At 65.8% G+C, this 25052-nt stretch carries 19 protein-coding genes; 13 read left to right on the forward strand and 6 right to left on the reverse strand.

What is annotated here, in order from left to right:
* Positions 1–133 precede the first annotated feature (133 nt).
* Complete coding sequence (locus Q9R30_RS16850) at positions 134–1123, reverse strand: LLM class flavin-dependent oxidoreductase (protein WP_311218311.1); 990 nt, start codon at positions 1121–1123, stop codon at positions 134–136.
* Between the two features lie 143 nt (positions 1124–1266).
* On the opposite strand from Q9R30_RS16850, the gene Q9R30_RS16855 reads away from it, so the two are divergent.
* The 6 genes from Q9R30_RS16855 to Q9R30_RS16880 all read left to right on the forward strand — a co-directional run bounded on the left by Q9R30_RS16855 (position 1267) and on the right by Q9R30_RS16880 (position 8757).
* The gene (locus tag Q9R30_RS16855) at positions 1267–2139 is read left to right on the forward strand and encodes an aldo/keto reductase (protein ID WP_311218312.1); all 873 of its coding nucleotides are present in this window, start codon (positions 1267–1269) and stop codon (positions 2137–2139) included.
* Between the two features lie 24 nt (positions 2140–2163).
* The gene (locus tag Q9R30_RS16860) at positions 2164–2862 is read left to right on the forward strand and encodes a type 1 glutamine amidotransferase domain-containing protein (protein WP_311218313.1); all 699 of its coding nucleotides are present in this window, start codon (positions 2164–2166) and stop codon (positions 2860–2862) included.
* Positions 2863–3170: 308 nt separating this feature from the next.
* Positions 3171–3794: a TetR/AcrR family transcriptional regulator gene (locus Q9R30_RS16865; protein ID WP_311218314.1), complete on the forward strand. Its 624-nt coding sequence runs from the start codon at positions 3171–3173 to the stop codon at positions 3792–3794.
* Positions 3795–3894: 100 nt separating this feature from the next.
* Complete coding sequence (locus Q9R30_RS16870; RefSeq protein ID WP_311218315.1) at positions 3895–5412, forward strand: aldehyde dehydrogenase family protein; 1518 nt, start codon at positions 3895–3897, stop codon at positions 5410–5412.
* The gene (locus Q9R30_RS16875) at positions 5413–7056 is read left to right on the forward strand and encodes a GMC oxidoreductase (RefSeq protein WP_311218316.1); all 1644 of its coding nucleotides are present in this window, start codon (positions 5413–5415) and stop codon (positions 7054–7056) included.
* 90 nt (positions 7057–7146) lie between these two features.
* The gene (locus tag Q9R30_RS16880) at positions 7147–8757 is read left to right on the forward strand and encodes an APC family permease (protein WP_311218317.1); all 1611 of its coding nucleotides are present in this window, start codon (positions 7147–7149) and stop codon (positions 8755–8757) included.
* A 152-nt stretch (positions 8758–8909) separates the two neighbouring features.
* On the opposite strand, the gene Q9R30_RS16885 is transcribed toward Q9R30_RS16880, so the two are convergent.
* Positions 8910–10139: an ROK family protein gene (locus tag Q9R30_RS16885; RefSeq protein WP_311218318.1), complete on the reverse strand. Its 1230-nt coding sequence runs from the start codon at positions 10137–10139 to the stop codon at positions 8910–8912.
* 80 nt (positions 10140–10219) lie between these two features.
* On the opposite strand from Q9R30_RS16885, the gene Q9R30_RS16890 reads away from it, so the two are divergent.
* From Q9R30_RS16890 to Q9R30_RS16920, 7 genes are all read left to right on the forward strand, one after another.
* On the forward strand, positions 10220–11497 hold the full coding sequence (locus Q9R30_RS16890; RefSeq protein ID WP_199775292.1) for an ABC transporter substrate-binding protein: 1278 nt from the start codon (positions 10220–10222) through the stop codon (positions 11495–11497).
* Between the two features lie 39 nt (positions 11498–11536).
* On the forward strand, positions 11537–12475 hold the full coding sequence (locus Q9R30_RS16895; RefSeq protein WP_311218319.1) for a sugar ABC transporter permease: 939 nt from the start codon (positions 11537–11539) through the stop codon (positions 12473–12475).
* Positions 12472–13362, forward strand: coding sequence for a carbohydrate ABC transporter permease (locus tag Q9R30_RS16900; protein ID WP_104999369.1), 891 nt, complete (start codon positions 12472–12474; stop codon positions 13360–13362). Before Q9R30_RS16895 ends, Q9R30_RS16900 begins: the two co-directional genes overlap by 4 nt.
* 92 nt (positions 13363–13454) lie before the next feature.
* Positions 13455–15131, forward strand: coding sequence for an alpha-amylase family glycosyl hydrolase (locus Q9R30_RS16905; protein WP_311218326.1), 1677 nt, complete (start codon positions 13455–13457; stop codon positions 15129–15131).
* Positions 15131–15928, forward strand: coding sequence for a polyphosphate--glucose phosphotransferase (ppgK, locus tag Q9R30_RS16910; RefSeq protein ID WP_311218320.1), 798 nt, complete (start codon positions 15131–15133; stop codon positions 15926–15928). The genes Q9R30_RS16905 and ppgK overlap by 1 nt, the downstream gene beginning before the upstream one ends.
* Positions 15929–16079: 151 nt before the next feature.
* Positions 16080–17765 carry a helicase HerA-like domain-containing protein gene (locus tag Q9R30_RS16915; protein ID WP_311218321.1) on the forward strand — a complete coding sequence of 562 codons (1686 nt, stop codon included), beginning with the start codon at positions 16080–16082 and terminating at the stop codon, positions 17763–17765.
* A gap of 70 nt (positions 17766–17835) precedes the next feature.
* Positions 17836–18828, forward strand: a complete 993-nt coding sequence (locus Q9R30_RS16920; protein WP_311218322.1) for a hypothetical protein — start codon at positions 17836–17838, stop codon at positions 18826–18828.
* A 139-nt stretch (positions 18829–18967) separates the two neighbouring features.
* On the opposite strand, the gene Q9R30_RS16925 is transcribed toward Q9R30_RS16920, so the two are convergent.
* The 4 genes from Q9R30_RS16925 to Q9R30_RS16940 form a co-directional block, all read right to left on the reverse strand.
* Positions 18968–19786 (reverse strand): DUF559 domain-containing protein, encoded by an 819-nt coding sequence (locus Q9R30_RS16925; protein ID WP_311218323.1) that lies wholly within the window; start codon positions 19784–19786, stop codon positions 18968–18970.
* 222 nt (positions 19787–20008) lie between these two features.
* Positions 20009–22036 carry an NHL domain-containing thioredoxin family protein gene (locus tag Q9R30_RS16930; RefSeq protein WP_311218324.1) on the reverse strand — a complete coding sequence of 676 codons (2028 nt, stop codon included), beginning with the start codon at positions 22034–22036 and terminating at the stop codon, positions 20009–20011.
* Positions 22036–24204: a cytochrome c oxidase assembly protein gene (locus Q9R30_RS16935; RefSeq protein ID WP_311218325.1), complete on the reverse strand. Its 2169-nt coding sequence runs from the start codon at positions 24202–24204 to the stop codon at positions 22036–22038. The genes Q9R30_RS16930 and Q9R30_RS16935 overlap by 1 nt, the downstream gene beginning before the upstream one ends.
* Positions 24205–24318: 114 nt before the next feature.
* Entirely contained in the window at positions 24319–24606 is a 288-nt protein-coding gene (locus Q9R30_RS16940; RefSeq protein WP_009358243.1) for an HU family DNA-binding protein, read from the reverse strand.
* Between the last annotated feature and the right edge of the window lie 446 nt (positions 24607–25052).

Below are 25052 nucleotides of genomic sequence, written 5' to 3' on the forward strand. Positions count from 1 at the left end.
GCGCTCACGCAGGGCAGCGTCACGCAGGGCAGCTTCTTGGACCACGACGCCGGTGCCTGCCCCGCGGAACCGGGGAACCCGCCGTCGTGCCTCCCCAAAAGGGTGCTGGGCGTGACGCGCAGGACCCCGCCCGCTACACCCGGACCAGCCCGGCAGCCTCGGCCAGGAGTTCCACGGAGCGCAGCCGCGCCTCGGTGCCAGTGCTCTGGTGGGCCACGATGAGTTCGTCGGCGTCGGCGTGCCGGCCGAAACCGTCCAGGTAATCGAGGACGACGTCGGGAGTGCCCACCGCGGAGTAGATCATCATCTGGCTGACGTGCTGGCCCTGCGGGGAGTCGAGGATCATGTCCGCTTCGTCGTCGGTGAACTCGCGGCCGCCGCCGAAGAACAGGGACACGCGGGCACGCTTGGTGGCCTGCAGCATGGCCTGCGCCTCGGAGGCGGAATCCGCGGCGATGACGTTGACGCCGGCAATGACGTGCGGGGCATCCAGCTGGGCGGAGGGCTTGAACTCGCGGCGGTACAGGGCCACGGCATCCTGCAGGGCGTTCGGCGCAAAGTGGGAGGCAAAGGCGTACGGCAGTCCCAGCTGGGCGGCGAGGCGCGCGCCGAAGAGGGAGGATCCCAGGATGTACAGCGGCACGTTGGTGCCCTTGCCGGGCGTTGCTTCAACGCCCTGGATGCGGGTGGGGCCGGTGAGGTAGCCCTGGAGTTCCAGCACGTCCTGCGGGAAGCTGTCCGCGGACATGGGGTCACGCCGCAGTGCGCGCATGGTGTTCTGGTCGCTGCCGGGGGCGCGGCCCAGTCCGAGGTCGATGCGGCCGGGGTGCAGGGTTTCCAGGGTGCCGAACTGTTCCGCGATGGTCAGCGGCGAGTGGTTGGGCAGCATGACGCCGCCGGCACCCAGCCGGATGCTTTCGGTGTGGGCGGCCACGTGGGCAATGAGCACGCTGGTGGCGGAGGACGCGATGGAGGACATGTTGTGGTGCTCGGCGTACCAGACGCGCCGGTACCCGAGCTTTTCAGCGCTTTGCGCCATGGCCACGCTGCCCGCGAAGCTCTCCGCCGCCGTCTGGCCCTTGCCGATGGTTGCCAGGTCAAGGATGGAGAGGGGAAGAGTCACGGTAAGTGCCGGCCTTTCGGGAATGTTTCGCAGGAATGTGCCCGCCGGGTCGCGGGCGGGCACGAAAGGCATAACGGCGGCGGCGCCCGGCTTATTTCTGGAACCTGCGGAATACTCAGCAAACTTAGGATGTTGCCGCCCCTATGAGCCTAGAGACAACGAACCAGTTGGAACTGTCCGAAACGATCGATTTGAAGGACCTGGGAACCGTGCACCGGCTCGGCTTCGGTGCCATGCGCATCGTGGGTGACGGCGTCTGGGGCGAACCCGCGGACCGCCGGGCCGCCGTGGAGGTGGTGCGCCGCGCCGTCGAACTCGGCGTTGACTTCATCGATACCGCAGATTCCTACGGCCCCAACATCAGCGAGGAAATCCTGGCCGAGGCGCTGTACCCGTACAACGACGGACTGAAGATCGCCACGAAGGTGGGCTTCACCCGCACCGGGCCCGGCAAGTGGATCCCCGTGGGCCGCCCCGAATACCTGCGCCAGCAGGCAGAACTGAGCCTGCGGAAGCTGAAGGTGGACACCCTGGACCTGCTCCAGCTGCACCGGATCGATCCCAAGGTGGACGCCGATGAGCAGTTCGGTGTGCTCCGCGAGCTCCAGGATGAGGGGAAGGTCCGGGCGCTGGGCCTCTCGCAGGTCAGCGTGGCGGAGCTTGAGGCGGCCGGCAAGCACTTCACCGTCTCCACTGTCCAGAACCGGTACAACCTGACGGACCGGAGCTCCGAGGACGTCCTGCGCTACTCGGAGGAGAACGGCATCGGCTTCATTCCGTGGGCTCCCATTTCCGCAGGTGAGCTTGCGCAGCCGGGAGGGCCGCTGGACGAGGCCGCCACGCGTTTGGGTGCCACCACATCACAGGTGGCACTGGCCTGGCTGCTGCGCCGCTCCCCCGTGATGATGCCGATCCCGGGCACCGGGTCCGTGAAGCACCTGGAGGAAAACCTGGCCGCGGCCGGTGTCACGCTGGACGAGGACACCTACGCTGAACTTGAAGCGGCGGGCGAGTAGGGAAGCGCGGACAGGAGCAGCATTATGGCAAGCATTCTGATGGTTGTATCGGCCGCCGATTCCCTCACCATGAAGGACGGCAGCGAACACCCCACCGGGTTCTGGGCGGAGGAACTGGTGGTGGCACACCAGGCCCTGGTGGACGCCGGCCACAGCGTCCCCATCGCCACCCCCGGGGGCGCCAGGCCCACGGTGGACCAGGTGAGCCTCGCCGCGGAGTCCGCGGGCGGCGAAAGGCGCGCAGAGGGCTTCCGCGACTACCTGGCCAAGATCGACGGCGAGCTCTCGCGCCCGCTGGTGCTTGCCGACGTCGACCTCTCCTCCTACGACGCCGTGGTCTTGCCGGGCGGGCACGGGCCCATGGCCGACCTGTACAAGGACGCCGACCTCGGCCGGCTGCTGGCCGCCGCGGACAGGGAGGGCAAGGTCATCGCGCCCTTCTGCCACGGTCCCGCCGGGCTGCTCAGCGCAACGGACGACGGCGGCGCTTTCGTTTTCGCGGGGCGTCGCCTCACGGTGTTCAGCAATGAGGAGGAACTGGGCGGCGGCACCGGTGAGAACACGCCGTGGCTGGTGGAGGACGCGCTAAGGGACAAGGGTGCGGTCATCGAAAACGCTGCCGCCTGGACGTCCAATGTTGTGCGGGACGGCAACCTGATCACGGGCCAGAACCCGCAGTCCAGCGAGGACGTGGCCAAGGAAGTTATCAAGGCGCTGGGCTAGCCCACACCGCAGACAGAGAAGGGGCCCGGTCTGGTGACCGGGCCCCTTCTGTGCGGCGCACGTCCTTGGGCGCCGGTGCTGCTGGCGCTGCTTCAACTTGAAGTTGGCGCTGATCGAGGAGCCGTCTGCCGCCTTCATCGTGAGCTGGTAGCTGCGGCCGGGGTACGTCCCACCAACCCATCGGCACCGGCGATGAGATCGCGGAACAGCTGTAACGCACACGCCGGATTCCAGGAAGGACCCAGGCCCTGCCCCGCGGCTTGAACCCGAAAGTGCACTCGTGACGGGTTTGGCAATAGTCTGGCCAGATGGGGACAACCACAGTGAACAATGGCGAACAGACTGACAGGCAGTCCCGCATCCTCGAAGCAGCGCTTGACCTGCTGTCCCGCCACGGCATTTCCGGGGTGAGCATGCGTGCGGTGGCGCGCGAAGCCGGGGTGGCCCTGGGCCTGGTGAACTACTACTACGACGACAAGACAAGCCTGATCCGCGCGGCCCTGCGCCGGGTGGACGAGCACGACCTCCTGCTGGTTGCGCAGGATCCCTCGTCTCCCCCGGACGAGCAGCTGCGCAAGTCCCTGCGGCGGGTAGCAGGGGCCGACCTGCTGACCACACGCTACCTGTCCCTGCGCCTGCACCTTTGGGCCCTCGCGCAGGCAGACGAGGACTATGCGCAGATCAATGCTGCCGCCTTCGACCGCTATATCGACGGCCTGGCGGCATTGGTGTCCAACGCCCTGCCAGGGCTCTCCTGGGAGGAATGCCGCGCGCGGTCATCCGACATTGTGGTCATACAAAACGGCATGTGGTTGACGTCGCTTCTTGGCGTGGACAAGGAATCCATCCAGCGGAGCATCGCACGCACGGAGCAGATCGCCTTCGCACCGCCGGGCGATGCGAGCAGCCAGGACGCGCGTCAGGGGCAGTAAAGAACATCCCGTCCCGGCGGCTTCCCCCTTCTCCGTAATCTTGAACGTTTGTTCAAGATAGGTATTGAACAGTCGTTCAACCTCCGCTACTGTCCTCCGTATGACTTACGCCACACCGTCCAACGACGAGACAGCATCCACCCTCTTCATCAACGGCGTGTGGGAACCGGCAGCGTCCGGCGCAGTGCGCCAAATCCACAACCCCGCCGACGGTGAACTGGCCGCCACAGCCTCCGAGGCCGGCCGGGAAGACACTGAACGGGCCATCGCTGCGGCCCGGGCGGCCTTCGACTCCGGAGTCTGGTCAAGTGTTCCGGCGCCCGAGCGCGGCTCCTTCCTGCTCAAGGTTGCCGAGGAACTCCGTGAGCGGCGGGAAAAGTTCGCCCGCGCCGAGTCACTGGACACCGGGAAGCGGATCGCCGAAAGCCGCATCGACATGGACGACGTCGCCGCCTGCTTCGAATACTTCGGCCGGCTCGCCGGGCAGCAGTCCGGCCGCGTGGTGGACGCCGGGGACCCGGCCGTCGCCAGCAGAATCGTCTACGAGCCCGTAGGCGTCTGCGGCCTCATCACTCCCTGGAACTACCCGCTGCTCCAGGCCGCGTGGAAGATTGCACCAGCCCTGGCCGCCGGCTGCACCTTTGTCCTCAAGCCCTCCGAGCTGACCCCGTCCACCGCCATCCTGGCCATGCAGCTGCTGCAGGACCTCGGCCTGCCGGACGGCGTCGCCAACCTTGTCACCGGACCCGGCGCGGAGGCGGGCGCACCGCTCTCGGAACATCCCGCCGTCGACCTCGTTTCCTTTACCGGCGGCCTGGAAACCGGCAAGCGCATCGCCGCGGCCGCCGCCGGCACTGTCAAAAAGGCGGCACTGGAGCTGGGCGGCAAGAACCCCAACGTCGTGTTCGCGGACGCGGATTTCGACGCCGCCGTCGACAACGCCCTGAATGGCGCCTTCGTCCACTCCGGGCAGGTCTGCTCGGCGGGGGCGAGGCTGGTGGTGGAGGAATCCATCGCGGAGCGCTTCGTGGACGAGCTGGTCCGGCGGGCACAGGACATCAGGCTGGGCGGCCCGTTCGACGAGGCTGCAGAAACCGGGCCGCTGATCTCCGCGGCCCACCGGGACAAGGTCCACGCCTACGTCCAGCGCGGCATCCAGGAAGGAGCGCGGTTGCGGTGCGGCGGCGCGGCGCCGGCCGGGGAAAAGTACGACGGCGGCTTCTACTACCAGCCCACCGTCCTGGACCGCGTGGCAAGGGGCATGTCCGTGGTCATCGATGAGGCGTTCGGCCCGGTGGTGACCGTGGAGACTTTCGGCACGGAGGACGAAGCCGTGGCCACCGCCAACGACACCATCTACGGGCTTGCCGGCGCCGTCTGGACCCAGGACGCCGGAAAGGCACAGCGCGTTGCATCCCGGCTGCGGCACGGAACGGTCTGGATCAACGACTACCACCCCTACCTTCCGCAGGCGGAGTGGGGCGGCTTCGGCCAGTCCGGCGTCGGCCGCGAGCTGGGCCCCACCGGCCTCGCAGAGTACCAGGAAGCCAAGCACATCTACCAGAACACCAGCCCCCAGGTGACCGGCTGGTTCGCGGACCACGGCAAGGAGAACTAGATGCACTACGACAACATCGAGGACCTCAGCGAGCGCGGGTTCGACTACGTCGTGATCGGCGGCGGATCCGCCGGAGCCGCTGTTGCCGCCCGGCTGAGCGAGGATCCGGACGTGACCGTGGCCCTCGTGGAGGCCGGACCGGATGACCGCAACCTGCCCGAAATCCTGCAGCTGGACCGCTGGATGGAGCTGCTCGAATCCGGCTACGACTGGGACTACCCGGTGGAACCGCAGGAGAACGGCAACTCCTTTATGCGCCACGCCCGCGCCAAAGTCATGGGCGGCTGCTCCAGCCACAACTCCTGCATCGCCTTCTGGGCCCCGCGTGAAGACCTGGACGAGTGGGAGTCCAAGTACGGCGCCGCCGGCTGGAACGCCCACACCGCCTGGCCGCTGTACAAGCGGCTGGAGACCAATGAGGACGCCGGGCCGGACGCGCCCCACCACGGGGACTCCGGCCCCGTGCACCTGATGAACGTGCCCCCGGTGGATCCTGCCGGCGTCGCTCTCCTCGATGCCTGTGAACAGGCCGGCATTCCCCGCGCCAAATTCAACACCGGGACCACCGTGGTCAACGGCGCCAACTTCTTCCAGATCAACCGCCGCGCGGACGGCACCCGGTCCTCCAGCTCGGTCTCCTACATCCACCCCATCATGGAGCGCGAAAACTTCACCCTGCTGACCGGCCTCCGCGCCCGCCAGCTGGTCTTCGACGCGGACAAGCGCTGCACCGGGGTGGACGTGGTGGATTCTGCCTTCGGCCGGACGCACCGGCTCGCCGCACACCGCGAGGTCATCGTGTCCACCGGCGCCATCGATTCGCCCAAGCTGCTGATGCTCTCGGGCATCGGCCCGGCAGCACACCTCGCGCAGCACGGGATCGAGGTCCTGGTGGACTCCCCCGGTGTGGGCGAGCATCTGCAGGACCACCCCGAAGGCGTGGTGCAGTTCGAGGCGAAGCAGTCGATGGTGCAGACCTCCACCCAGTGGTGGGAGATCGGCATCTTCACCCCCACCGAGGACGGCCTGGACCGCCCGGACCTGATGATGCACTACGGCTCTGTCCCGTTCGACATGAACACCCTGCGGCACGGCTACCCCACCACGGAGAACGGCTTCAGCCTCACCCCGAACGTCACGCACGCCCGTTCGCGCGGCACCGTCCGGCTGCGCAGCCGGGATTTCCGCGACAAGCCCATGGTGGACCCGCGCTACTTCACGGACCCCGACGGCCACGACATGCGCGTCATGGTGGCCGGCATCCGCAAGGCCCGTGAAATTGCCGCCCAGCCCGCCATGGCGGAATGGACCGGCAGGGAACTCTCGCCCGGCATCGAGGCGCAGACGGATGAAGAACTGCAGGATTACATCCGCAAGACCCACAACACGGTGTACCACCCGGTGGGCACCGTCCGGATGGGCCCGGCCGACGACGACATGTCACCGCTCGATCCCGAGCTACGGGTCAAGGGCGTCACCGGCTTGCGCGTGGCCGATGCGTCGGTCATGCCGGAACACGTCACCGTCAACCCCAACATCACCGTCATGATGATCGGCGAACGCTGTGCGGACCTCATCCGCGCCGGCCGGGCCGGCGACACCATGACCATGGAAGAAATGGAGCTCACCGCGTCCCTCGCCTAAGCGGCAAGGTTCCGGCGGCAGGGCATCAACCTTCCATGCGCCACAGCCGGCCGGTCATCACTATCGTGCTTTTCTGATTTAGGAGTCCACATGGCGGAACCCAGCAAGAGTATTGATTCAAGCGGCATGGACGAGTTTGGCTACACGCAGACCCTGGACCGGAGCATCGGCAAGTTTGCCAGCTTCGCGGCAGGGGTCAGCTACATCTCCATCCTCACCGGCGTATTTCAACTGTTCTACTTTGGCTTTTCCATGGCCGGCCCGGCATACGCGTGGTCCTGGCCCCTAGTCTTCGCCGGCCAGCTGATGGTGGCACTGTGCTTCGCCGAACTGGCTGGCCGGTACCCGGTGGCGGGGTCGGTGTACAACTGGGCCAAGCGGCTGGCCTCCGGGACCTGGTCCTGGCTGGCCGGCTGGCTGCTGCTCATCTCGTCCATCGTGGCGCTCGGCGCCGTGGCCCTGGCGCTGCAGCTCACCCTGCCGCAACTTTGGTCCGGCTTCCAGCTCATCGGAGACGGAACCGGCACCTACGACTTCGCCCTCAACGGCGTGCTGCTGGCGAGCATCATGATCGGCATTTCCACCATGATCAACGCTTTCGGCGTGAAGCTGATGACCAGGATCAACAGCATCGGCGTCTTCGTGGAGCTGATCGCGGCCGTGCTGCTGATCCTCGCCCTGGGGTGGCACGTGGTGCGGGGGCCTGAGGTCTTCTTCGACACCGCAGGCTTCGGGGAAGGCCACGACCTCGGCTTCTTCGGCGTGTTCCTGATCGGCGCCATGGCCTCCGGCTACGTGATGTACGGCTTCGACACCGCCAGCTCCCTGGGCGAGGAAACCAAGGACCCCAAACGCACGGCACCCAAGGCCATCCTGCGCGCCATCACGGCGTCCTTCGTGCTGGGCGGGCTGATCCTGCTCTTTGGCATCCTCGCCGCTCCGGACCTGGCCGACCCCAAGCTCGGGGCCGCCGACGGCGGGCTGCAGTACCTGGTGCTCTCCGTCCTCGGGGGCCCCTTCGGCAAGGCCTTCCTCGCCTGCATCGTGGTGGCCGTGGTGGTCTGCACCCTGGCCGTCCACGCCGCCGCGATCCGGATGATGTTCGCCATGGCGCGGGACAACAACCTGCCGTTCAGCCGGCAGCTCGGCAAGGTGTGTCCGGTCCGCCGGACCCCCACTGTCGCTGCCATCGTGATCGGCATTATGGCCGTCATCCCGCTGCTGGTCAACGTGATGCAGCCGGCAATCTTCACCATCATGTCCAGCATCAGCATCGTCCTGATCTACCTGTCCTACCTGCTGGTCACCGTTCCCCTGCTGCGCAACCGGTTCCTGAAGAAATGGCCGTTGGCTAGCGACGGCTCCGAGCCCGGCTTCAGCCTGGGCAAGTGGGGACTGCCCGTGAACATCCTGGCGGTCCTCTGGGGCGGTGCCATGACGGTAAACCTGGTGTGGCCGCGCCAGGAGATCTACAACTCGGTGCCGCCGTTCGAGTGGTACCTGCAGTGGGGCGGGGTGCTCTTTGTGGCAGCGGTCGCCGGCGGCGGGGCCCTGCTGTACCGGCTGAAAATCCGGCACCAGACGGGGGTGCTGGCGGAGCATGCCGCCGCGGTTGCGGCGCACCCGTCGTCAGGTCCGGCTGTTCCAGCGGCTCCGGCGGCTCCGGCGGAACTGGACTCGGTCGACGCCAAAGTGCATTAGGGCCAGTGTCCTACACCGTCAGCTGACGGTCTTCAAGGAAGGGGCGACGACGGCACTCACCTCAGTGCCGCCGTCGTCCCTTCTTTTAGTGTTCCTCCAGGGCCTCCGTTGATAAAGGGCCAAGGTCCCCTCCCGCCGTCGGCCTACCGGTTTCAACGGAGTTTGCCCCGCAGCTCTTCAGGAACGGGCGGCCGCGGGAGGAACGCGCCAGGTTCGTGCTTGATCCGTGTCAAAGCGGACTCGATGGCGCCTTTGACCACCACCTCTGCTCCCAATGTGCTCGCAACGAGTTCCGGCAGCGGCAGGTCCGAATCCGTGGGCAGCAGGCTGCGTGCGTGTTCGAGGACAGGTTCGATAGCCCGTGAAATCCCTCCTGCGATGATGACGCGTTCAACGTCCAGGAGGCTGGAGAGCACAACCGCAATCCGCGCCAGTCGGTCGCCGAGCCGGGCGATGATGTCCGCTGCGAACGGATCTCCCTCGCGGGCTGCCTGGAATACGTCCTCCGCGGTGATTTCCCCCTCGGGGATATGCCGCAGCATGGTTTTGCCCTCGTATGAGTGAACGCGCGAACGTGCCCATTTCCGCGCAAGTGCGCCAAACCCGTCCGTGCCCCCTTCATCGGGCACGAACTTGCCGGCGGTAAGAGTGTCGAGGAATCGCATCTCGCCTGCGCCGCCCCGCGGTCCTCGCAGCAAGTGCCCATCGACGATCAGGCCGGCGCCGAATCGCTCGCCTGTCAGCAACGTTGCTTGATTAGCTGAGGGGTCGTGGGCGCGTTCGGCAATAGCGGCGAGGTTGGCGTCATTCTCGACGATGACCATGCCCGTCAGATGGGAGGCGAAGCCGGAATTCATCAGATGCCAGAAGTCGCCTTCAGGGGACATGCCATAAGCGTCGATCGGCGCGGGAACGCCGACGACGGTGAGTAAAACGTCGTCGAGGGTGCGTCCGATGTCGTGGAGGGTCAGACGGATCATCTCTCGTGCACTCGCACCGCGGCCGGCACGCCCCAGCGCATGCGAGTCCATACTTTGCCGACGCGTGTTCAGCTCGCGGCCGCGCAGGTCGGCGACGATGGCTGTGAAGTAGGACTCCCCCGCGTCCAGCCCAACAACGACGCCGGCAGCCTCACGCACTTGGTAGCGGCGGGCCGGCCGGCCTTTATGAGTACGGCCATCGGACTGCCCGTCCTCCACTTCCTCAAGCCAGCCAATGTCGACCAGACCGTCACAGACGCCGAGTACCGTGGCGCGTGTCAACCCGGTCGCGGCCATGGCCTCCCCGGCTGTGAACACCTGTTCCTCGAGGGCGAAGCGAAGCAGTGCATCGGAGTTGATTTGCCGCAACAGCTGCGTTGAGCTCGCCGACGTCGTATTCATCCCTTGACGATATCGCCCGCATCCCTCATCCTCATATAGGACCTAAATATAAGATCCAAATAAATTCGACTTAGGAGCCGATGTTGCCACCTTTGACGTCCGCCGGGACGCGAGTCTCCCGTCGCACCTTCCTTGCCGCCTCCGGGGGCGCGTTGGCCGCTTTCGCCCTGGCCGGTTGTGCACCGGGAGGCACACGCCCCACCGTCACGTTCCACCAGTCCAAACCTGAAGCTGTCCCATACTTCCGCGATCTGGCGGCAAAGTTTTCTTCGTCGCAGGACCAGGTCCGCGTCCTGCATGACATGGCGACAAATCTTTCTGCCAGCTTTGTGCGCAGCAGTCCGCCGGATCTCGGTTGCCTCAACTACAACCTTGAGATGGCCAGGTTCATGGAGCGCGGGGCACTCTCGGACCTTTCGGATCTTCCGGCAGCAGCTTCCATCCGGGACGACGTCCTCGACCTTACGAACTGGTATCCCACCTACCCGGGCCGTACGAGCGTCATCCCCTACTCGGTCATGGCTGCCTCAGTCATCTACAACCGCCGCATCTTCGAGCAGAACGGGCTGTCCGTCCCGACAACCTGGGATGAACTGATCGAGGTATGCGAGGTGCTCAAGGCAGCCGGCATCACACCGATCTACGGCACTTTCCGCGACCCCTGGACGATTGCCCAGGGCCTGTTCGACTACACGGTCGGCGGCATGGTCGACGTGCGCGACTTCTACAAGGCAATGCACCGGATCGGCGAGAAGGTCGGACCGGATTCCGAGGTGTCGTTCCAGAAAACGCTGCTTGAGCCAGTGAAGCGCATGGTCCAGCTGACGTCGTACGTCAACCCCGATGCGTCCAGCCGCGGCTACGGGGACGGCAACACTGCCATGGCGCAGGGGCAGGCAGCGATGTACTTCCAGGGGCCCTGGGCCTTCGGAGAGATTGAAAAGGCCGGCACAGATGTGGATCTCGGCACCTTTCCGCTGCCGATGACCGGCGACCCCGCCGACCTGAAGGTCCGCGTTAACATCGACCTTTCGCTCTGGGTTCCCGAAGTCGCCAACGCCCAGGAGGGTGCCCGCGACTTCCTTCAATACCTCATGGAGCCGGAGATCCAGAACTCCTACAACGCCGAATTCCTGGGCTTCGGCACCACCAAGGACGCGCCAGCGGTGACTGATCCCCGGATCGTTGAGATGCAGAAGTACTACGACGACGGCCGCTTCTACATGGGAGCCTCACAGTTCATTCCGAACTCCATTCCCGCCGCGAACTATCTTCAGTCGATCATCGGCGGCGCCGACGTCGAGAGCACGCTGCGCCGGCTTGACGCCGACTGGGCGCGCCTGGCTTTCCGCGCGTGACCACCACTTCCGTTCTAATGCACGAAACGAGGACCATTCATGTCATCGACGACTAAGCCTTCCACTAGAGCGGTGGTGACGGCCCCGGCAGCGACCAGAGCGACGGTTGCGCGAAAGCGCCGCCCCGATCCGATCTACTACTTCTTCCTGTTCCCGGCGCTGGCGATTTTCACCCTCGCCGTCACGCTGCCTGCTGTACTCGGATTCGTCTACAGCTTCACGAACTCCGTCGGCTTCGGCGACTTCGACTTCATCGGCATCCGGAACTTCATAGCGGTTTTCCAGGATGAAGGGGTCCTCAGCGCCTACGGCTTCACGCTCGCCTTTGCGCTCGTGACCGTCATCGCCGTCAACGCCGTGGCCTTCCTCCTGGCGCTGGGACTCACGTCCCGTGTCCGCTTCCGCGCTGCACTGCGCACAATATTCGTTATCCCCATGGTGATCTCGGGCATCGTCATCGCGTTCGTCTTCCAGTACCTCTTCTCGAACTCGCTGCCGCTTGTGGGCCAAAGCATGGGAATCGAACCGCTGGCGACGAGCATCCTCGCCAACCCCGATCTGGCGTGGCTGGCGATCGTCTTCGTCGCGGCGTGGCAGTCCATTCCGAGTGCGATGCTGATTTACATCGCAGGGCTTCTCACGGTTCCTGCCGAGGTCTACGAGGCAAGCTCCATCGACGGAGCTTCGCCCTGGCACAACCTGCGGCACATCACCCTGCCGCTCGTCGCCGGGTATGCGGTGATCAATATGGTCCTTGGCTTCAAGAACTACCTCAACGCCTACGACATCATCGTTGGCCTTACCGACGGCGGCCCCGGAGTCGCCACACGCAGCGTCGCGATGTCGATCTTCCGCGGCTTCGAAGGCGGCGACTACGCGTACCAGATGGCCAATGCCGTGATCTTCTTCCTCATCAGCATCGTCATCGCACTCATCCAGCTTCGCTTCACTCGTGGCAAAGGAGGGGTCGCAGCATGAGCAGCGCACCCAGCACCATCACAGCAGGACCCGCGGCCGCCGGGAAGAAACATCCGATCCGCGCCGTCAAAGAACGCAGCAACTGGCCTGCGACCATCGTCCTTATCGTCTGCACGCTCAGCGTGCTCGTCCCGTTGTACGTCACCATCAGCATGGCGTTCAAAACCACCGGCCAGGCGGTGGACGGCAACGCCTTCTCGCTGCCGAGCCCCCTGACCTTCGACAGTTTCGTCCAGGCATGGACGCTCACGAACTTCCCGCGCGGCTTCGGAATCTCGGTGTTCGTGTCCGTGACCGCCGTTGCGGGGGAAATCATCGTGTCGGCGCTGGCAGCCTACGCGATCGTCCGCAACTGGGACCGCCGGCTCTTCCGCTGGTCCTTCTTCTACCTGCTCGCGGCGATGTTCATCCCGTTCCCCGTGGTGGCGCTGCCGCAGATCCAGCTCACGGGCCTTATCGGACTGGACAATCCACTCGGCGTTGCGATCCTGCACATCGTCTTTGCCCTGGCGTTCAACACGATGCTTTTTACGGCCTTCCTGCGCTCCATCCCGCTGGAGCTGGAGGAAAGCATGCGCATTGACGGCGCCGGCACGTGGCAGGTGTTCTGGAAGCTCATCTTCCCCCTACTCGGGCCGATGAGCGCAACGGTGGGCATCTTCGCCTTCATCGCGTCATGGAACGACTTCATGATGCCGTCACTCATCATTTCCGACCCGGAACTGCAGACAATCCCGGTGCTGCAGAAGATCTTCCAGACGCAGTTCAGCAACAGCTACAACGTCGCCTTCGCGTCGTACCTGATGGCGATGGCGCCGGCGATCGTCGTCTACCTCTTTACCCAGCGCTGGGTAATGTCCGGCCTGACCCAGGGCGCAGTCAAGTGACCCCAGCGGCCCAACCGACCACAGACACAAAAGTAAAGGACCAAGTCTTGCCCTCTATCGCCACCAAGGCAACCAGCACCGGGCCCAAACAGATGACCGACCCCGACTGGTGGCGCCAGGCCTCGGTCTACCAGGTCTACCCCCGCAGCTTCGCCGACTCCAACGGCGACGGTATCGGTGACATCAACGGCATCACCGCCAAGGTCCCTTACCTGAAGGCCCTGGGAATCGATGCGGTCTGGCTGAGCCCGTTCTACCCTTCAGCCCTCGCCGACGGCGGCTATGACGTGGACGACTACCGTGACGTTGACCCGCGGCTCGGCACTCTCGAGGACTTCAACGACATGGCCTCCGCCCTGCACTCCGCCGGCATCAAGCTGATCGTGGACATCGTGCCCAACCACTCCTCGAACCGCCACGAGTGGTTCCAGGAAGCCCTCGCCTCCCCGAAGGGATCCCCCGCCCGCGACCGCTACATCTTCCGCGACGGACTCGGCGACAACGGTGAACTTCCGCCGTCAGACTGGGACTCCGTGTTCGGCGGTCCCGCCTGGGACCGCATCACAGAACCCGACGGAACTCCAGGGCAGTGGTACATGCACATCTTCGCCAAGGAACAGCCGGACTTCAACTGGGACAACCGCGAGGTTCGCGAAGACTTCCTGAAGACCTTGCGCTTCTGGTCCGACCGGGGAGTGGACGGTTTCCGCATTGACGTCGCCCATGCCCTGACCAAGAACCTCGAAGAGTCCCTGCCCACCAAGGCAGACCTCGAAACCCAGGGCGAAGCGCTGTACCTTGCGGGTGCGCATCCGTACTGGGACCGCGACGAAGTCCACGAGATCTATGCCGAGTGGCGCAAGCTCTTCAACGAGTACAACCCGCCGCGCACCGCTGTTGCCGAAGCCTGGGTCCACGCAGACCGCCGGGCACGCTACGCCAGCCCGGAGGGCCTCGGCCAGGCCTTCAATTTCGACCTGCTGCAGGCAGACTTTGACGGCGCCCAGTACCGGAAGATCATCACCAAGAACCTCGCCGAGGCCCAGGCTTCCGGCGCTTCCTCCACGTGGGTGTTCTCCAACCACGACGTCGTCCGGCACGCCACACGCTACGGGCTGCCGGTCTCCGGACCTTCGGCCGAGGGCGGGATCATGGCCGGCGAGGCAGGCAAGCAGTGGCTGCTGGCCGGCGGCAGGCAGGAAGACGTCGACGTGGAACTCGGCCTGCGCCGCGCCCGAGCCGCCTCATTGCTGATGTTCGCCCTTCCAGGCTCCGCGTACCTCTACCAGGGCGAGGAACTGGGCCTGCAGGAAGTCGGCAGCGAAATCCCCGACGCAGAACGCCAGGACCCGGCCTTCTTCCGCAACAAAGGCGTGGAAATCGGCCGCGACGGCTGCCGCGTGCCGCTGCCCTGGACAGGCTCGGGCACCTCGTTCGGTTTCGGGAGCGGCGGTGCCCACCTGCCGCAACCGGAATGGTTCGCAGGCTACTCAGTGGAAGCCCAGGAGGCCCGGGAAGAGTCGACCCTGTCCCTCTACCGCAGGGCGCTGGCCCTGCGGTCACGGCTGCGGACCACCGAAGCGCTGGAATGGCTGGAAACCGGCCGGCCTGACGTCCTGGCCTTCCGGCGCCCCAACGGCTGGACCTCCGTAACGAACTTCGGCACGGAAGCCTTCGAACTGCCCGCCGGCAAGGTACTGGTCTCCAGTTCGCCGCTCACGGCAGGTTCCCTGCCGGGAGCAGCCACGGCCTGGCTCCAGGAAGCGTGATGACAGGACCCTCGAGCGATGCCACGGACGTGCCGTCCGGACTGGATTTCGGGATCGGCATCGATGTCGGCGGGACGTGGATCAAGGGCGCAATCATCAACATGGGCAGCGGCACCCCGGTTGGCGGCGTCCGTCGCCTCCGGACACCTGCCTGCGGCACGGTTGATGCAGTCGCAAACACGCTGGACCAGCTCATCGACGAGCTCGAATCCGAAAGCCTCGGCCATAGCGCCCCTGCTGTCGGCGTCGCCATCCCCTCGATAGTCCAACACGGAGTGGCCAGGTCGGCAGCAAACATGGACGCCGGCTGGATCGGACTGGATGTTCAGGCCTACTTGCGGGAACGGCTTGGCCGGCCTGTTTGCGTGGTGAATGACGCCGACGCCGCTGGTATGGCAGAAGCCCATTACGGCGTCGGGAAGGACAAACACGGCGTTGTCCTGGTCCTCACGTTGGGAACGGGCATCGGATCAGCACTCATCGTTGATGGAAAGCTGATACCCAATTTCGAGCTGGGGCACCTGGAAGTCGGCGGGCACAAGGCAGAATCCCGGGCATCGGCCGTCGCCCGCGAAAATGCAGGGCTCAACTGGATTGAGTACGCGGACCGGCTCCAACAGTACCTGTCACATGTGGAGTTCCTCTTCTCGCCCGACCTGATCATCATCGGTGGGGGAATTTCGGAATGCAGCAACGAATACCTGCCTCGCCTGTCACTGCGCGCCCCGGTCATCCCGGCCAGCCTGGAAAACTCTGCGGGCGTCGTGGGTGCTGCCTTGCAGGCAGCTGCAGCCTGAGGGCACCCGACGAAACCGTCCCCAAAAAGGGCCGACGGCGGCACTCACCACGCCGCCGTCGGCCCTTCCAACGAAGCTGCCACCCGCCCAAGCGGACCTTAGTCACGAGCACGGACCGGTGCGGGGTTGCGGCCGCCGCTAAGCTAACGCCATGGCCAACAAAACCACAGCAGAGAAGCTTGCCACCCTCCGGAAGGGCTACACACTGGAAGGCGCCACCATAGAGCTGGGAGCCGCGATCGTGGACGGCGAGCTCCACAAGGACGCGCCGGTGCGGCTGCCGCTTTCCATGATGAACCGGCACGGCCTCGTGGCAGGTGCCACCGGCACGGGCAAGACTGTCACGCTGCACATGATGGCCGAGCAGCTCTCCACCGCCGGCGTGCCGGTATTCCTGGCTGACATCAAAGGTGACCTCTCCGGGCTGGCCACCGCCGCCGTCGGCAGTGAAAAACTCACTGCGCGCACGGAGGGCATCGGGCAGCCATGGCAGGGCAAAACGTTCCCGGTGGAGTTCCTGGCCCTGGGCGGCGACGGCAACGGCGTCCCGGTGCGGGCTACGGTGTCCTCCTTTGGGCCCATCCTGCTCTCGCGGATCATGGAACTGAACGACACGCAGGAATCGAGCCTGCAGCTTGTCTTCTATTTCGCGGACAAGAACGGCTTGGAACTCATTGACCTGAAGGACCTCCGGGCGGTGATCCAGTTCCTGACGTCGGCTGAGGGCAAGGACCAGCTCGAGGAACTCGGCGGGCTGTCCAAAGCCACCGCCGGGGTTATCCTGCGCGAGCTTGTAAGCCTTGAGGCGCAGGGGCTGGAAAGGTTCTTCGGGGAACCCGAGTTCGATACCGCGGAGCTGCTGCGGACCGCCCCGGACGGCCGCGGCGTCATCACCTGCCTGGAGCTGCCCACCCTGCAGACCAAGCCCATGCTGTTTTCCACCTTCCTGATGTGGCTGCTCGCCGATCTGTTCGAGGACCTCCCCGAGGCCGGCGACCTGGACAAACCCAAGCTGGTGTTCTTTCTCGATGAAGCCCACCTCCTCTTCAACGACGCCTCCAAGGCCTTCCTGGAGGCCATCACCACCACGGTCCGGCTCATCCGCTCCAAGGGCGTGGGAATCTTCTTCGTCACCCAGACCCCCAAGGACGTCCCCGCCGAGGTCCTGGGCCAGCTCGCCAACCGGGTGCAGCACGCCCTCCGCGCGTTCACCCCGGAGGATGCCAAGGCGCTGAAGGCCACGGTGTCCACTTTTCCGCTCAGCGACTACGACCTCGAGGAAACCCTGACGTCCGCCGGCATCGGCGAAGCCGTCATCACCGTCATGAATGAGAAGGGTGCCCCCACCCCCGTTGCGCTGACCCGCCTGCGGGCGCCTGAGTCCGTGATGGGTCCGAGCGACGAGGCTTTGGTCCGCAGCACCGTGGCGGCTTCAGCCCTGCTGGCCAAGTACGGAACGGCGGTGGACAATCCATCGGCCTTCGAAAAGCTTTCCGGGAAGGCTGCCGCTCCCACTGGGCCGGCTGCCGATGGCCGGGCGGGAGTTCCGGGCGCGGCCGACATCGATGCCGAGGCACGCCGGATCGAAGAAGAGATCCTCGGCCGGCCCAGCAGCCGGCCGGCAGCTTCCGGCGATGGCACGCGCCGCACCCGTGCGGAAGAGCCACGGGAACCACGGCCCGAAGCGCGCGACTCGATGATGGGAGATTTGGGTGATGCGCTGGGCGGTGCACTGGGCGGCGGCCTGAAGAGCATGGCCAGATCCATTGGCACGCAGCTTGGCCGCGAGCTGCTGCGCGGGGTGTTCGGCACGTCGTCCCGGCGGCGCCGCCGCTGACCAGGTACCGCATCCGCCATGCCCGACTGCCGCCGTCGGCCGCATGGCAGGTAACGTAATGACAGTGCAGATGAGTCAAGCGTTGGTGAGGATCGCGGCCGGATGGCTGCTGGGACTCATGCTTGCCGTCGCCGGAGCCGTCGTTGCGGTGAACCTGGTCAACAATACGGTGGCCGGCCCGCAACAGCCGGTCCGCGAGTATCTGGAGGCACTGCAAAGCGGCGACGGCGGCAAAGCCCTGGGGTTGCTTAAGGCCACTGTGCCGCCCAGCAACGCCGCCATGCTGGATGGCACCGCCCTGCAGACTGCGACGTCCCGGTTCACCAACGTGGATATTGGTGACGCGGAGGAACGTCCGGACAACCAGGTCATGGTGCCCATGCAATACACCATTGACGGCAGCCGGCTCCGCACCGAGTTCCTGCTGGAGAAAACCGGAACCGAGTGGATCTTTTTCAACACGTGGGCCTTTGTGCCGTCGAGGCTTCCCACCATAGATATCACCGTGGTCAATGCCAGCGAGGCCACCGTCAACGGGGTGCCCGTGAACATGCCGAACGGCCGGAACTCCTTTGCGGTGTTCTACCCGGGCGAGTACGAGGCCACCGTGAACGGCCAGTACTTTTCGGCGTCACCCACCAGGGCCACCGTGACGGCGCAGGACGCCCCGGTAGCACCGCTCAACCTCCTTACCCAGGCCACGGACACGCTGAAGAAGGACGTGTCGGCGAAGGTGAAGGAATTCCTGGACAGCTGCGCAGCCGTTGCCGCCAAGGAGCAGAAGCTCCAGCCGGACTGCCCGTTCTATTACGCCAGCAACAACCGGGTGCAGGACGGCAGCATCAAGTGGACCGTGACCGAGTACCCCAACGTCTCCATCGAGCCCTTCGACGGCCGCTGGGTGGTGGCTCCGCTCGACGGCAAAGCCAGGGTTGAGGCCCTCCAGCAAAACCTGTTCACCGGCGCCTGGTACCCCCTCAGCGAAGAGGTGGACTTCAGCTTCACCACCCGGCTGGACGTTTCAGGAGACTCGGTCAAGGTCACGCCGGTGCTGAGCTTCTAGGCCCCGCCACAACGGCCGGTGGCCTGCCTCCGTCAAGCAGGGCACGTTTTTGGCCTCAGCCTTCGGACATTTCCCCGGACTGCCGCGTTTCCCGTCTCCGCAAGCCTCCAAAACCGGGCTCCGCGTGATGCGCGGCCTGCTAGCGCCGGCGACCCAGAACCGCCAGAACCTGGGCCACCATGGCTTCCGGGCGGTACACCACGTCCGAGTAGTAGTACCGGAGGGCTGTGTATCCCTGGAGCACGGACTCGTTATTACGCCGGTGGTCCTTCTTGACCTGGTTCCACTCGGCGTGGTGCCTCCCGTCCAGTTCCACCACCAGCCATCCGTCCAGCAGCAGGTCAACGTACCCCACCCGTTCCAGGTAGGCCTGAGGCTGAACGGAGATGCCCGCCTGGCGGAAGTAGGTCCGCGCCAGCGTCTCAAGGAGTGAATCCGCGCCCCGGTCCACCCACTGCAGGACCGCCCGCGCTTTGCCGTTGCGCTTGCCGGGAAGGCGCTGCTGGAGGAACCCGACCGTCATGTCGCCCCTGGACACAGCGCTCTCCACCATGACCAGTGATTCAGCGAACGGAAGGCATCGCAACGCGTGAATGAGGACATCAGCGAGGGCTGCAACCGGCCGGTTCGCGCACGGCGGCAGCAGCAATCCCGCGTGGTGGACCGCGTCGGCCCGGACGGCGGCTGCCCTCCGGTGGTAAACGTGGCGGGGTCCGGCCGATGGCAGGGACCAGAGGCTGTGGTAGCCGGCGGCGCTGGAACAGGTCAGCAGCTCCCGGTTCCGCAGCAGGGCAACGAGTCCGGCAGGCGCCGTCGGAAGCGCATAAAGTCCTCGTTCCGGCTGCAGAACCCCGCCGCGGACGGCGCGGCGAAGGGCGGCATCGTCCACGCCGAGCCGGGCAAGCGCGGGCCGGCGGGCAGCACGGCCGCAACGTTCCAAGGCTTTTGACACTTCCATGGGGCCATGGTGGCCACTTTGAGGAGCGTTTGGCAGCGGCACCCTGCGGTATGTGGACAGTCGAGCCGGCAGTGCCGTCACTGCAAGCACCCTTTTGCGACCCTCACGGCCACACACCCCTGCAAAATCAAGGCCGAAGTAAGGCCCCAATGCCAAAAGGCTGCCGTCCGTGACGTGTCAGTCCCGGACGGCAGCCTTCAGCTAAATTACGACGACGGCGCGTCAGTCCATCCCGCGGAGGTCCAGTACCAGCTCGCGGTCGCCGTCTTCCTGCAACATCACAGGGATGCCCCAGTCCTGCTGGTAGAGGTGGCAGGCGGCGTGGTCCGGGATTTCGCCGTCCTCGGTCTCGGGGCCGTCACAGGCAGCAGCCCGGGCGGTGATGTGCAGGACGCCCTCGGCCACATCAGGCGAAAGCTCCAGCGTCCGCAGCAGCCCCACGGAGGTTCCGCCGCCGGACACCAGGAGCTCCGGCGGGGTGGAGGAGATCTTCAGCTGCGTGGGATCGCCCCAGCGGTCGTCGAGCTTCTGCCCGGTGGGGGCAGTGAAGCGGACGGTCAGCTCAAGGGGCCCAGGCGCCACGGGGCTCTTGGGCCGGTGGGTCTGGACCGCTCCCTCGTCCACCTGCTGGGCTTCCTTGGGGATGGGAACGAACACCACTTGGTGCTTGTTGGCCTCAACCACCACCAGCAGGGGCTCGGAACCGGCCGAGTGCGTGTGGTCAACAATCACGTCTGACGGCTCCAGGAGGCCGCGCGCGAGCGTTGACACCGAGCCCGAGGCGGGGTCGTAGCGGCGGACGGCACCGTTGTAGGTGTCCGCGATCGCCACCGACCCGTCCGGCAGGACAGTCACGCCCAGGGGGTGCTGCAGCCGGGCTTCCGCGGCCGGTCCGTCCCGGAAGCCGAAGTCGAACAGCCCCTTGCCGATGGCGGACTCCACCTTGACGCTGCCGTCGTCCTCAATCACCAGCTTGCGGAGGGCGGACGTCTCGGAATCGGCCACCCAAATGTTGCCGTCGGCGTCCTCGGCCAGGCCGGACGGCTGGGCGAACCAGGCCTCGTGCGGGGCACCGTCCAGCAGGCCCTCCAGCCCGTTGCCGGCCACGATGGCAACAGAGCCGCTGACGGGATCGAAGCTGAAGATCTGGTGCGTCCCGGCCATGGCGATCACCACGGCGTTGAGCTTGCGCGACCAGACAACATCCCACGGCGAACTCAGGGCAACATCCAGCGGGTGCCCGCCTAGCTCGCCGGTGAATCCCGCCGCATCCTCATCAACGCGCGCGGGTCCCGCCTCCAGCAGCCGCTGGACGCCGCTGCCGGCCAGGGTTGAGGCCTTGCCGTCCGCGAGGGACAGTCCGCGGAGCCGGTGGTTGACGGAGTCGGCAATAACGACGTCGTAACCCGCCTTGGCTGCCACGTCTTCCGGCAGCAGGACCAGGCCCTGGGGTTCGTTGAACTGGGCCACGGCAGTGTCGCCGGCGGCCGGGCCGTCGGAATAGCCCTTGACACCGGAGCCAAAGGTGCCCAGGACGGTGTGGAAGTCGGTGCCGAGCTCCACCAGGCGGTGGTGGCCGGTATCGGTGACCAGCCACGAGCCCTTCCTTGCCGCGGAACCGGCGGCCGCGGCACCCGCCGCAGTACCGCCGTCGGACGTTCCCGCCAAGGCGCCTGAACCGCGGCCCGGCGGGAGGAAGAGCGCCTTGCCGGGAAAGCGCAGGGTGCCGGACGTGGGTTCGGGGGCCACGTAGGGGCCGGAACCGCGGTGCAGGGTCCCCTTGGCTTCGTGCTGGGCGATGAGTTCGGGAATCAGCACGGCCAGGCCGTCCGCGTGCCCTTCGCCGGAGAGGTGCGCCACGATGTAGCCCTCGGGATCGATGACCACCAGGGTGGGCCAGGCCCGCGCGGTGTAGGCCTTCCAGGTCTCCAGCTCCGGGTCATCCAGGACGGGGTGGTGGATCTCGTAGCGTTCCACGGCGGCGGCCAGGGCCACGGGATCAGCCTCGTGCTCGAACTTGGGCGAGTGGACGCCCACTGTCACCAGGACATCGGAGTACTGTTCCTCCAGCGGCCGCAGCTCGTCCAGGACGTGCAGGCAGTTGATGCAGCAGAAGGTCCAGAAGTCCAGCAGCACGATCTTGCCGCGGAGGGATTCAAGGTCCAGTGATTTGCCGCCGGTGTTCAACCAGTTACGGCCCACCAGTTCGGAAGCCCGGACCCGGGCATGGGTGCGTACGGTTTCGCTCATCAGCGTCCTTCCAGCTTGTTTCGTTCAGCCAGCTTGGCATCGCGTTCAGCCAACTTGGCAAACATATCGTTGTAAGCGGTGAGATCGGCGTCGTTATTCCTGTCCGCCGCCCGGTCCACCCGTTTGGTCTCCCGCGCGTCCGACCGGGACCACATGATGGCGACGCCGATCGCCACCAGGAGCGTGGGCACCTCGCCGATGCCCCAGGCCACGGCGCCGCCGGTCTGCTGGTCTGCGAGGGCCGACTGGCCCCAGGCCCTGCCCAGGTTCCCAAAGTAGTCCGCGGCCAGCAGGTTGGTCCCGCCCATGATGGCCACGCCGAAGAACGCGTGGAAGCCCATGGTGGCCAGGAGCAGGACGAGCCGCATGGGGTACGGCGCCCTGAGCGGAAGGGGGTCGGTGCCAATCATGCTCAGGATGAAGATGTACCCGGTCAGCAGGAAGTGCACAATCATCAGCTCGTGGCCCACATGCTCGCGCATGGCGAAGCCGAAAAGGTCCGAGTAGTAGAACAGCACAATGGAGCCGGCGAAGTTCGCAGCGGCAAAGAGCGGGTGGGTGACCAGCTGCGAGAACTTCGAGTGGACGAACACCAGCAGCCACTCACGCGCCCCGCGGGAACCGTCTCCCCGGGCAGGCAGGGCCCGCAGTGCGAGGGTCACGGGCGCCCCCAGCACCAGGAAGATCGGCGCCACCATGGTCAGCGCCATGTGGTCCACCATGTGCGCGGAGAACAGCACCCGGCCATAGACCGACGGCGGCCCGGAGGTGATGTAGGTGAGCACCAGCAGGCCAATGACCCAGTTCACGGTGCGGAACCACTGCCACTTGTCACCGCGCCGGTGGATCTTGGCCACGCCGAGGAGGTAGGACACGAGCCCGAACAGCGCGGCGGCTATCCAGAGCCAGTCCAGGCGCCACTCTGTCAGCCAGCGCTCGGGCGTTAGTTCCGGGGGAAGCTCGTACCCGGTGAGGATGAAGGCCGGCGTGGCATCGGGCGCGAAGGTTGTGGGCTCCGGAGGGGCCGACCGGCCCAACGCGACGGCGACACCGGACGTTGCGCCCATCACCAGGAATTCCGCCAGGACCAGCTGCCAAAGGACACGCCGTGAGGACATCGTGGAGCCCTTCCGGCCCAGCTGGGGGATCACCCACTGCCGGTGCATGAGCCCGATTCCGCCCAGGACCAGGGTGGCCGTCGCCTTGGCCAGGATGAGCTGGCCGTAGGGCGAACCGAAGAGGTCGGCCCAGTTCGTGACCCGGATGCTTGCGTTGATGATGCCGGACGCGAGCACAAGTATGAAGGCGAAGCCCGCGAGCGACGAGAACCGGCGGAGCGTGGGTTCCGTGATGTCGACGGAAGCTGCGGCTTTGGGGCCGGTCAGGATTCCGGACAGCAGGGCCAGCATGATGATGCCGCCCACCCAGGTGCTGACCCCCACGAGGTGCAGGCCCAGGGAGTTGATGGCGCCTTCGTGGTCAGACGAGCTGGAAGAGTGGCCGATCAGGGCCGTGGGTACCAGGCCAGCCAGGGCGAGGATCAGGGTCAGTGCCAGGCCGCCGAGGGACCGCACTCCGAACAGGGCTGTTGTCACGACTGCGGCGATGATGGTGACGGCCAGCCAGGCCCGCCCCGTCTCGATATCCGTCATGAAGTAGACCAAGGCCTGGGTGAACTCGGCGTCGCCGGAGAGACCTTGTCCGGCAACATCAGAGTAAGTGAGGACCAGCACCGCGATGGCGGACAACGTCCACGCTGCACCTGCGGCGGAAGCTACCGTCAGGGCGCGGCTGAAGGCTGGGTGTTCGGGTGCCTCACTGCCCTCTTTGCTCCGGCTGCGGGGCCCCGCGTTCCTGGGAAGGATTCCGACGGCGAAGACCAGGCCGCCGATGACGGTGGCCAGCGAAACATTGTGGATTGCCTTGCTGACGGGGAGTCCCCAACGGACAAGCGCTCCAGGATCAGAGACTGCCCTGGCGCCGGCAGCCCCGGAGAAGACGAGCGCCGCTGCCAGGCCCAGGAAGAGGGCGGCCAGCCCGGCCAGTTGCCATGTCCGGGAGATCCCCAAGGCACCGCTGTCCCCTGCCGGCGCACCGTTTCCCCGTGCTCCCTTGCCGGGAGCGGACGGGGGCCGGGTGGAACGTGGTTTTGCGGCAGAAGACACCATTCCATTGTCCGCTACGCCTGCCCGGGCCGCGAATCGGCTTAAAGGCAAAAGGAGCGGCAACCTGGTGGTTGCCGCTCCTTGTCCGCTCCGGCTGCGTGCCGGGGAGGAAGAAGCCTACTTCTTGTTGGAGACTGCAGCCTTCAGCTTGGAGCCGGCGGTCAGCTTGACGCTGTGGCCTGCTGCGATCTGGATGGTCTCACCCGTCTGCGGGTTGCGGCCGGTGCGTGCAGCGCGGTCGGTACGCTCGACGGCGAGCCAGCCCGGGATGGTGATCTTCTCGCCCGCTGCGACAGAAGTCTCGAAAACCTCGAACAGTGCGTCGAGGACGGAGTTGACGGCTGCCTGGCTGGTGCCGGCCTTGCCAGCTACCTCTGCAACAAGTTCACTACGGTTCTTAGCCATTTATGTCCTCCTGGACGGTCATGATTCTGGAGCCTATACGCGGCATGCGTACAAGCCACTGTTCGAAAACTTACCAGCTTGGGCCTCCGCGTTCCGCAAATTCCGCGTGTTTCCGCGAGTTTTTGAGGTTAATCACCGGATTTTCAGGGTTTTTCGCCCCGGATTCAGCCGCCAGCGGACGCTCTCGCAGTTGATGTGGGTTTTTCTGTGACGCTGTCGCAGTTGATGGGGAGTTTTTGGGGGTGCTCTCGCGGTTTGGTCCTGGTGGCCGACGGCGGGCGGGCCGGGTAAGTGCGAGAGGGTCCCTTGGGAGGGGGCGTTAAGTGCGAGAGGGTCCCGGCGGGAGGGGACGTTAAGTGCGAGAGGGTCCCGGCGGGGGCGTTAAGTGCGAGAGGGTCCCGGCGGGGGCCGGGGGTTTGGTGTTGTCTGTTTGGTGCGGGGGGGTT

The organism is Arthrobacter sp. AB6, assembly GCF_031844545.1.
Taxonomy (GTDB): Bacteria; Actinomycetota; Actinomycetes; order Actinomycetales; family Micrococcaceae; genus Arthrobacter.

Coding starts and splice junctions, on each gene's coding strand:
- Q9R30_RS16855 (WP_311218312.1), top strand. CDS start 1,267: ATGAGCCTAGAGACAACGAACCAGTTGGAACTGTCCGAAACGATCGAT.
- Q9R30_RS16860 (WP_311218313.1), top strand. CDS start 2,164: ATGGCAAGCATTCTGATGGTTGTATCGGCCGCCGATTCCCTCACCATG.
- Q9R30_RS16865 (WP_311218314.1), top strand. CDS start 3,171: ATGGGGACAACCACAGTGAACAATGGCGAACAGACTGACAGGCAGTCC.
- Q9R30_RS16870 (WP_311218315.1), top strand. CDS start 3,895: ATGACTTACGCCACACCGTCCAACGACGAGACAGCATCCACCCTCTTC.
- Q9R30_RS16875 (WP_311218316.1), top strand. CDS start 5,413: ATGCACTACGACAACATCGAGGACCTCAGCGAGCGCGGGTTCGACTAC.
- Q9R30_RS16880 (WP_311218317.1), top strand. CDS start 7,147: ATGGCGGAACCCAGCAAGAGTATTGATTCAAGCGGCATGGACGAGTTT.
- Q9R30_RS16885 (WP_311218318.1), bottom strand. CDS start 10,139: ATGAATACGACGTCGGCGAGCTCAACGCAGCTGTTGCGGCAAATCAAC.
- Q9R30_RS16890 (WP_199775292.1), top strand. CDS start 10,220: ATGTTGCCACCTTTGACGTCCGCCGGGACGCGAGTCTCCCGTCGCACC.
- Q9R30_RS16895 (WP_311218319.1), top strand. CDS start 11,537: ATGTCATCGACGACTAAGCCTTCCACTAGAGCGGTGGTGACGGCCCCG.
- Q9R30_RS16900 (WP_104999369.1), top strand. CDS start 12,472: ATGAGCAGCGCACCCAGCACCATCACAGCAGGACCCGCGGCCGCCGGG.
- Q9R30_RS16905 (WP_311218326.1), top strand. CDS start 13,455: ATGACCGACCCCGACTGGTGGCGCCAGGCCTCGGTCTACCAGGTCTAC.
- ppgK (WP_311218320.1), top strand. CDS start 15,131: ATGACAGGACCCTCGAGCGATGCCACGGACGTGCCGTCCGGACTGGAT.
- Q9R30_RS16915 (WP_311218321.1), top strand. CDS start 16,080: ATGGCCAACAAAACCACAGCAGAGAAGCTTGCCACCCTCCGGAAGGGC.
- Q9R30_RS16920 (WP_311218322.1), top strand. CDS start 17,836: ATGAGTCAAGCGTTGGTGAGGATCGCGGCCGGATGGCTGCTGGGACTC.
- Q9R30_RS16925 (WP_311218323.1), bottom strand. CDS start 19,786: ATGGAAGTGTCAAAAGCCTTGGAACGTTGCGGCCGTGCTGCCCGCCGG.
- Q9R30_RS16930 (WP_311218324.1), bottom strand. CDS start 22,036: ATGAGCGAAACCGTACGCACCCATGCCCGGGTCCGGGCTTCCGAACTG.
- Q9R30_RS16935 (WP_311218325.1), bottom strand. CDS start 24,204: ATGGTGTCTTCTGCCGCAAAACCACGTTCCACCCGGCCCCCGTCCGCT.
- Q9R30_RS16940 (WP_009358243.1), bottom strand. CDS start 24,606: ATGGCTAAGAACCGTAGTGAACTTGTTGCAGAGGTAGCTGGCAAGGCC.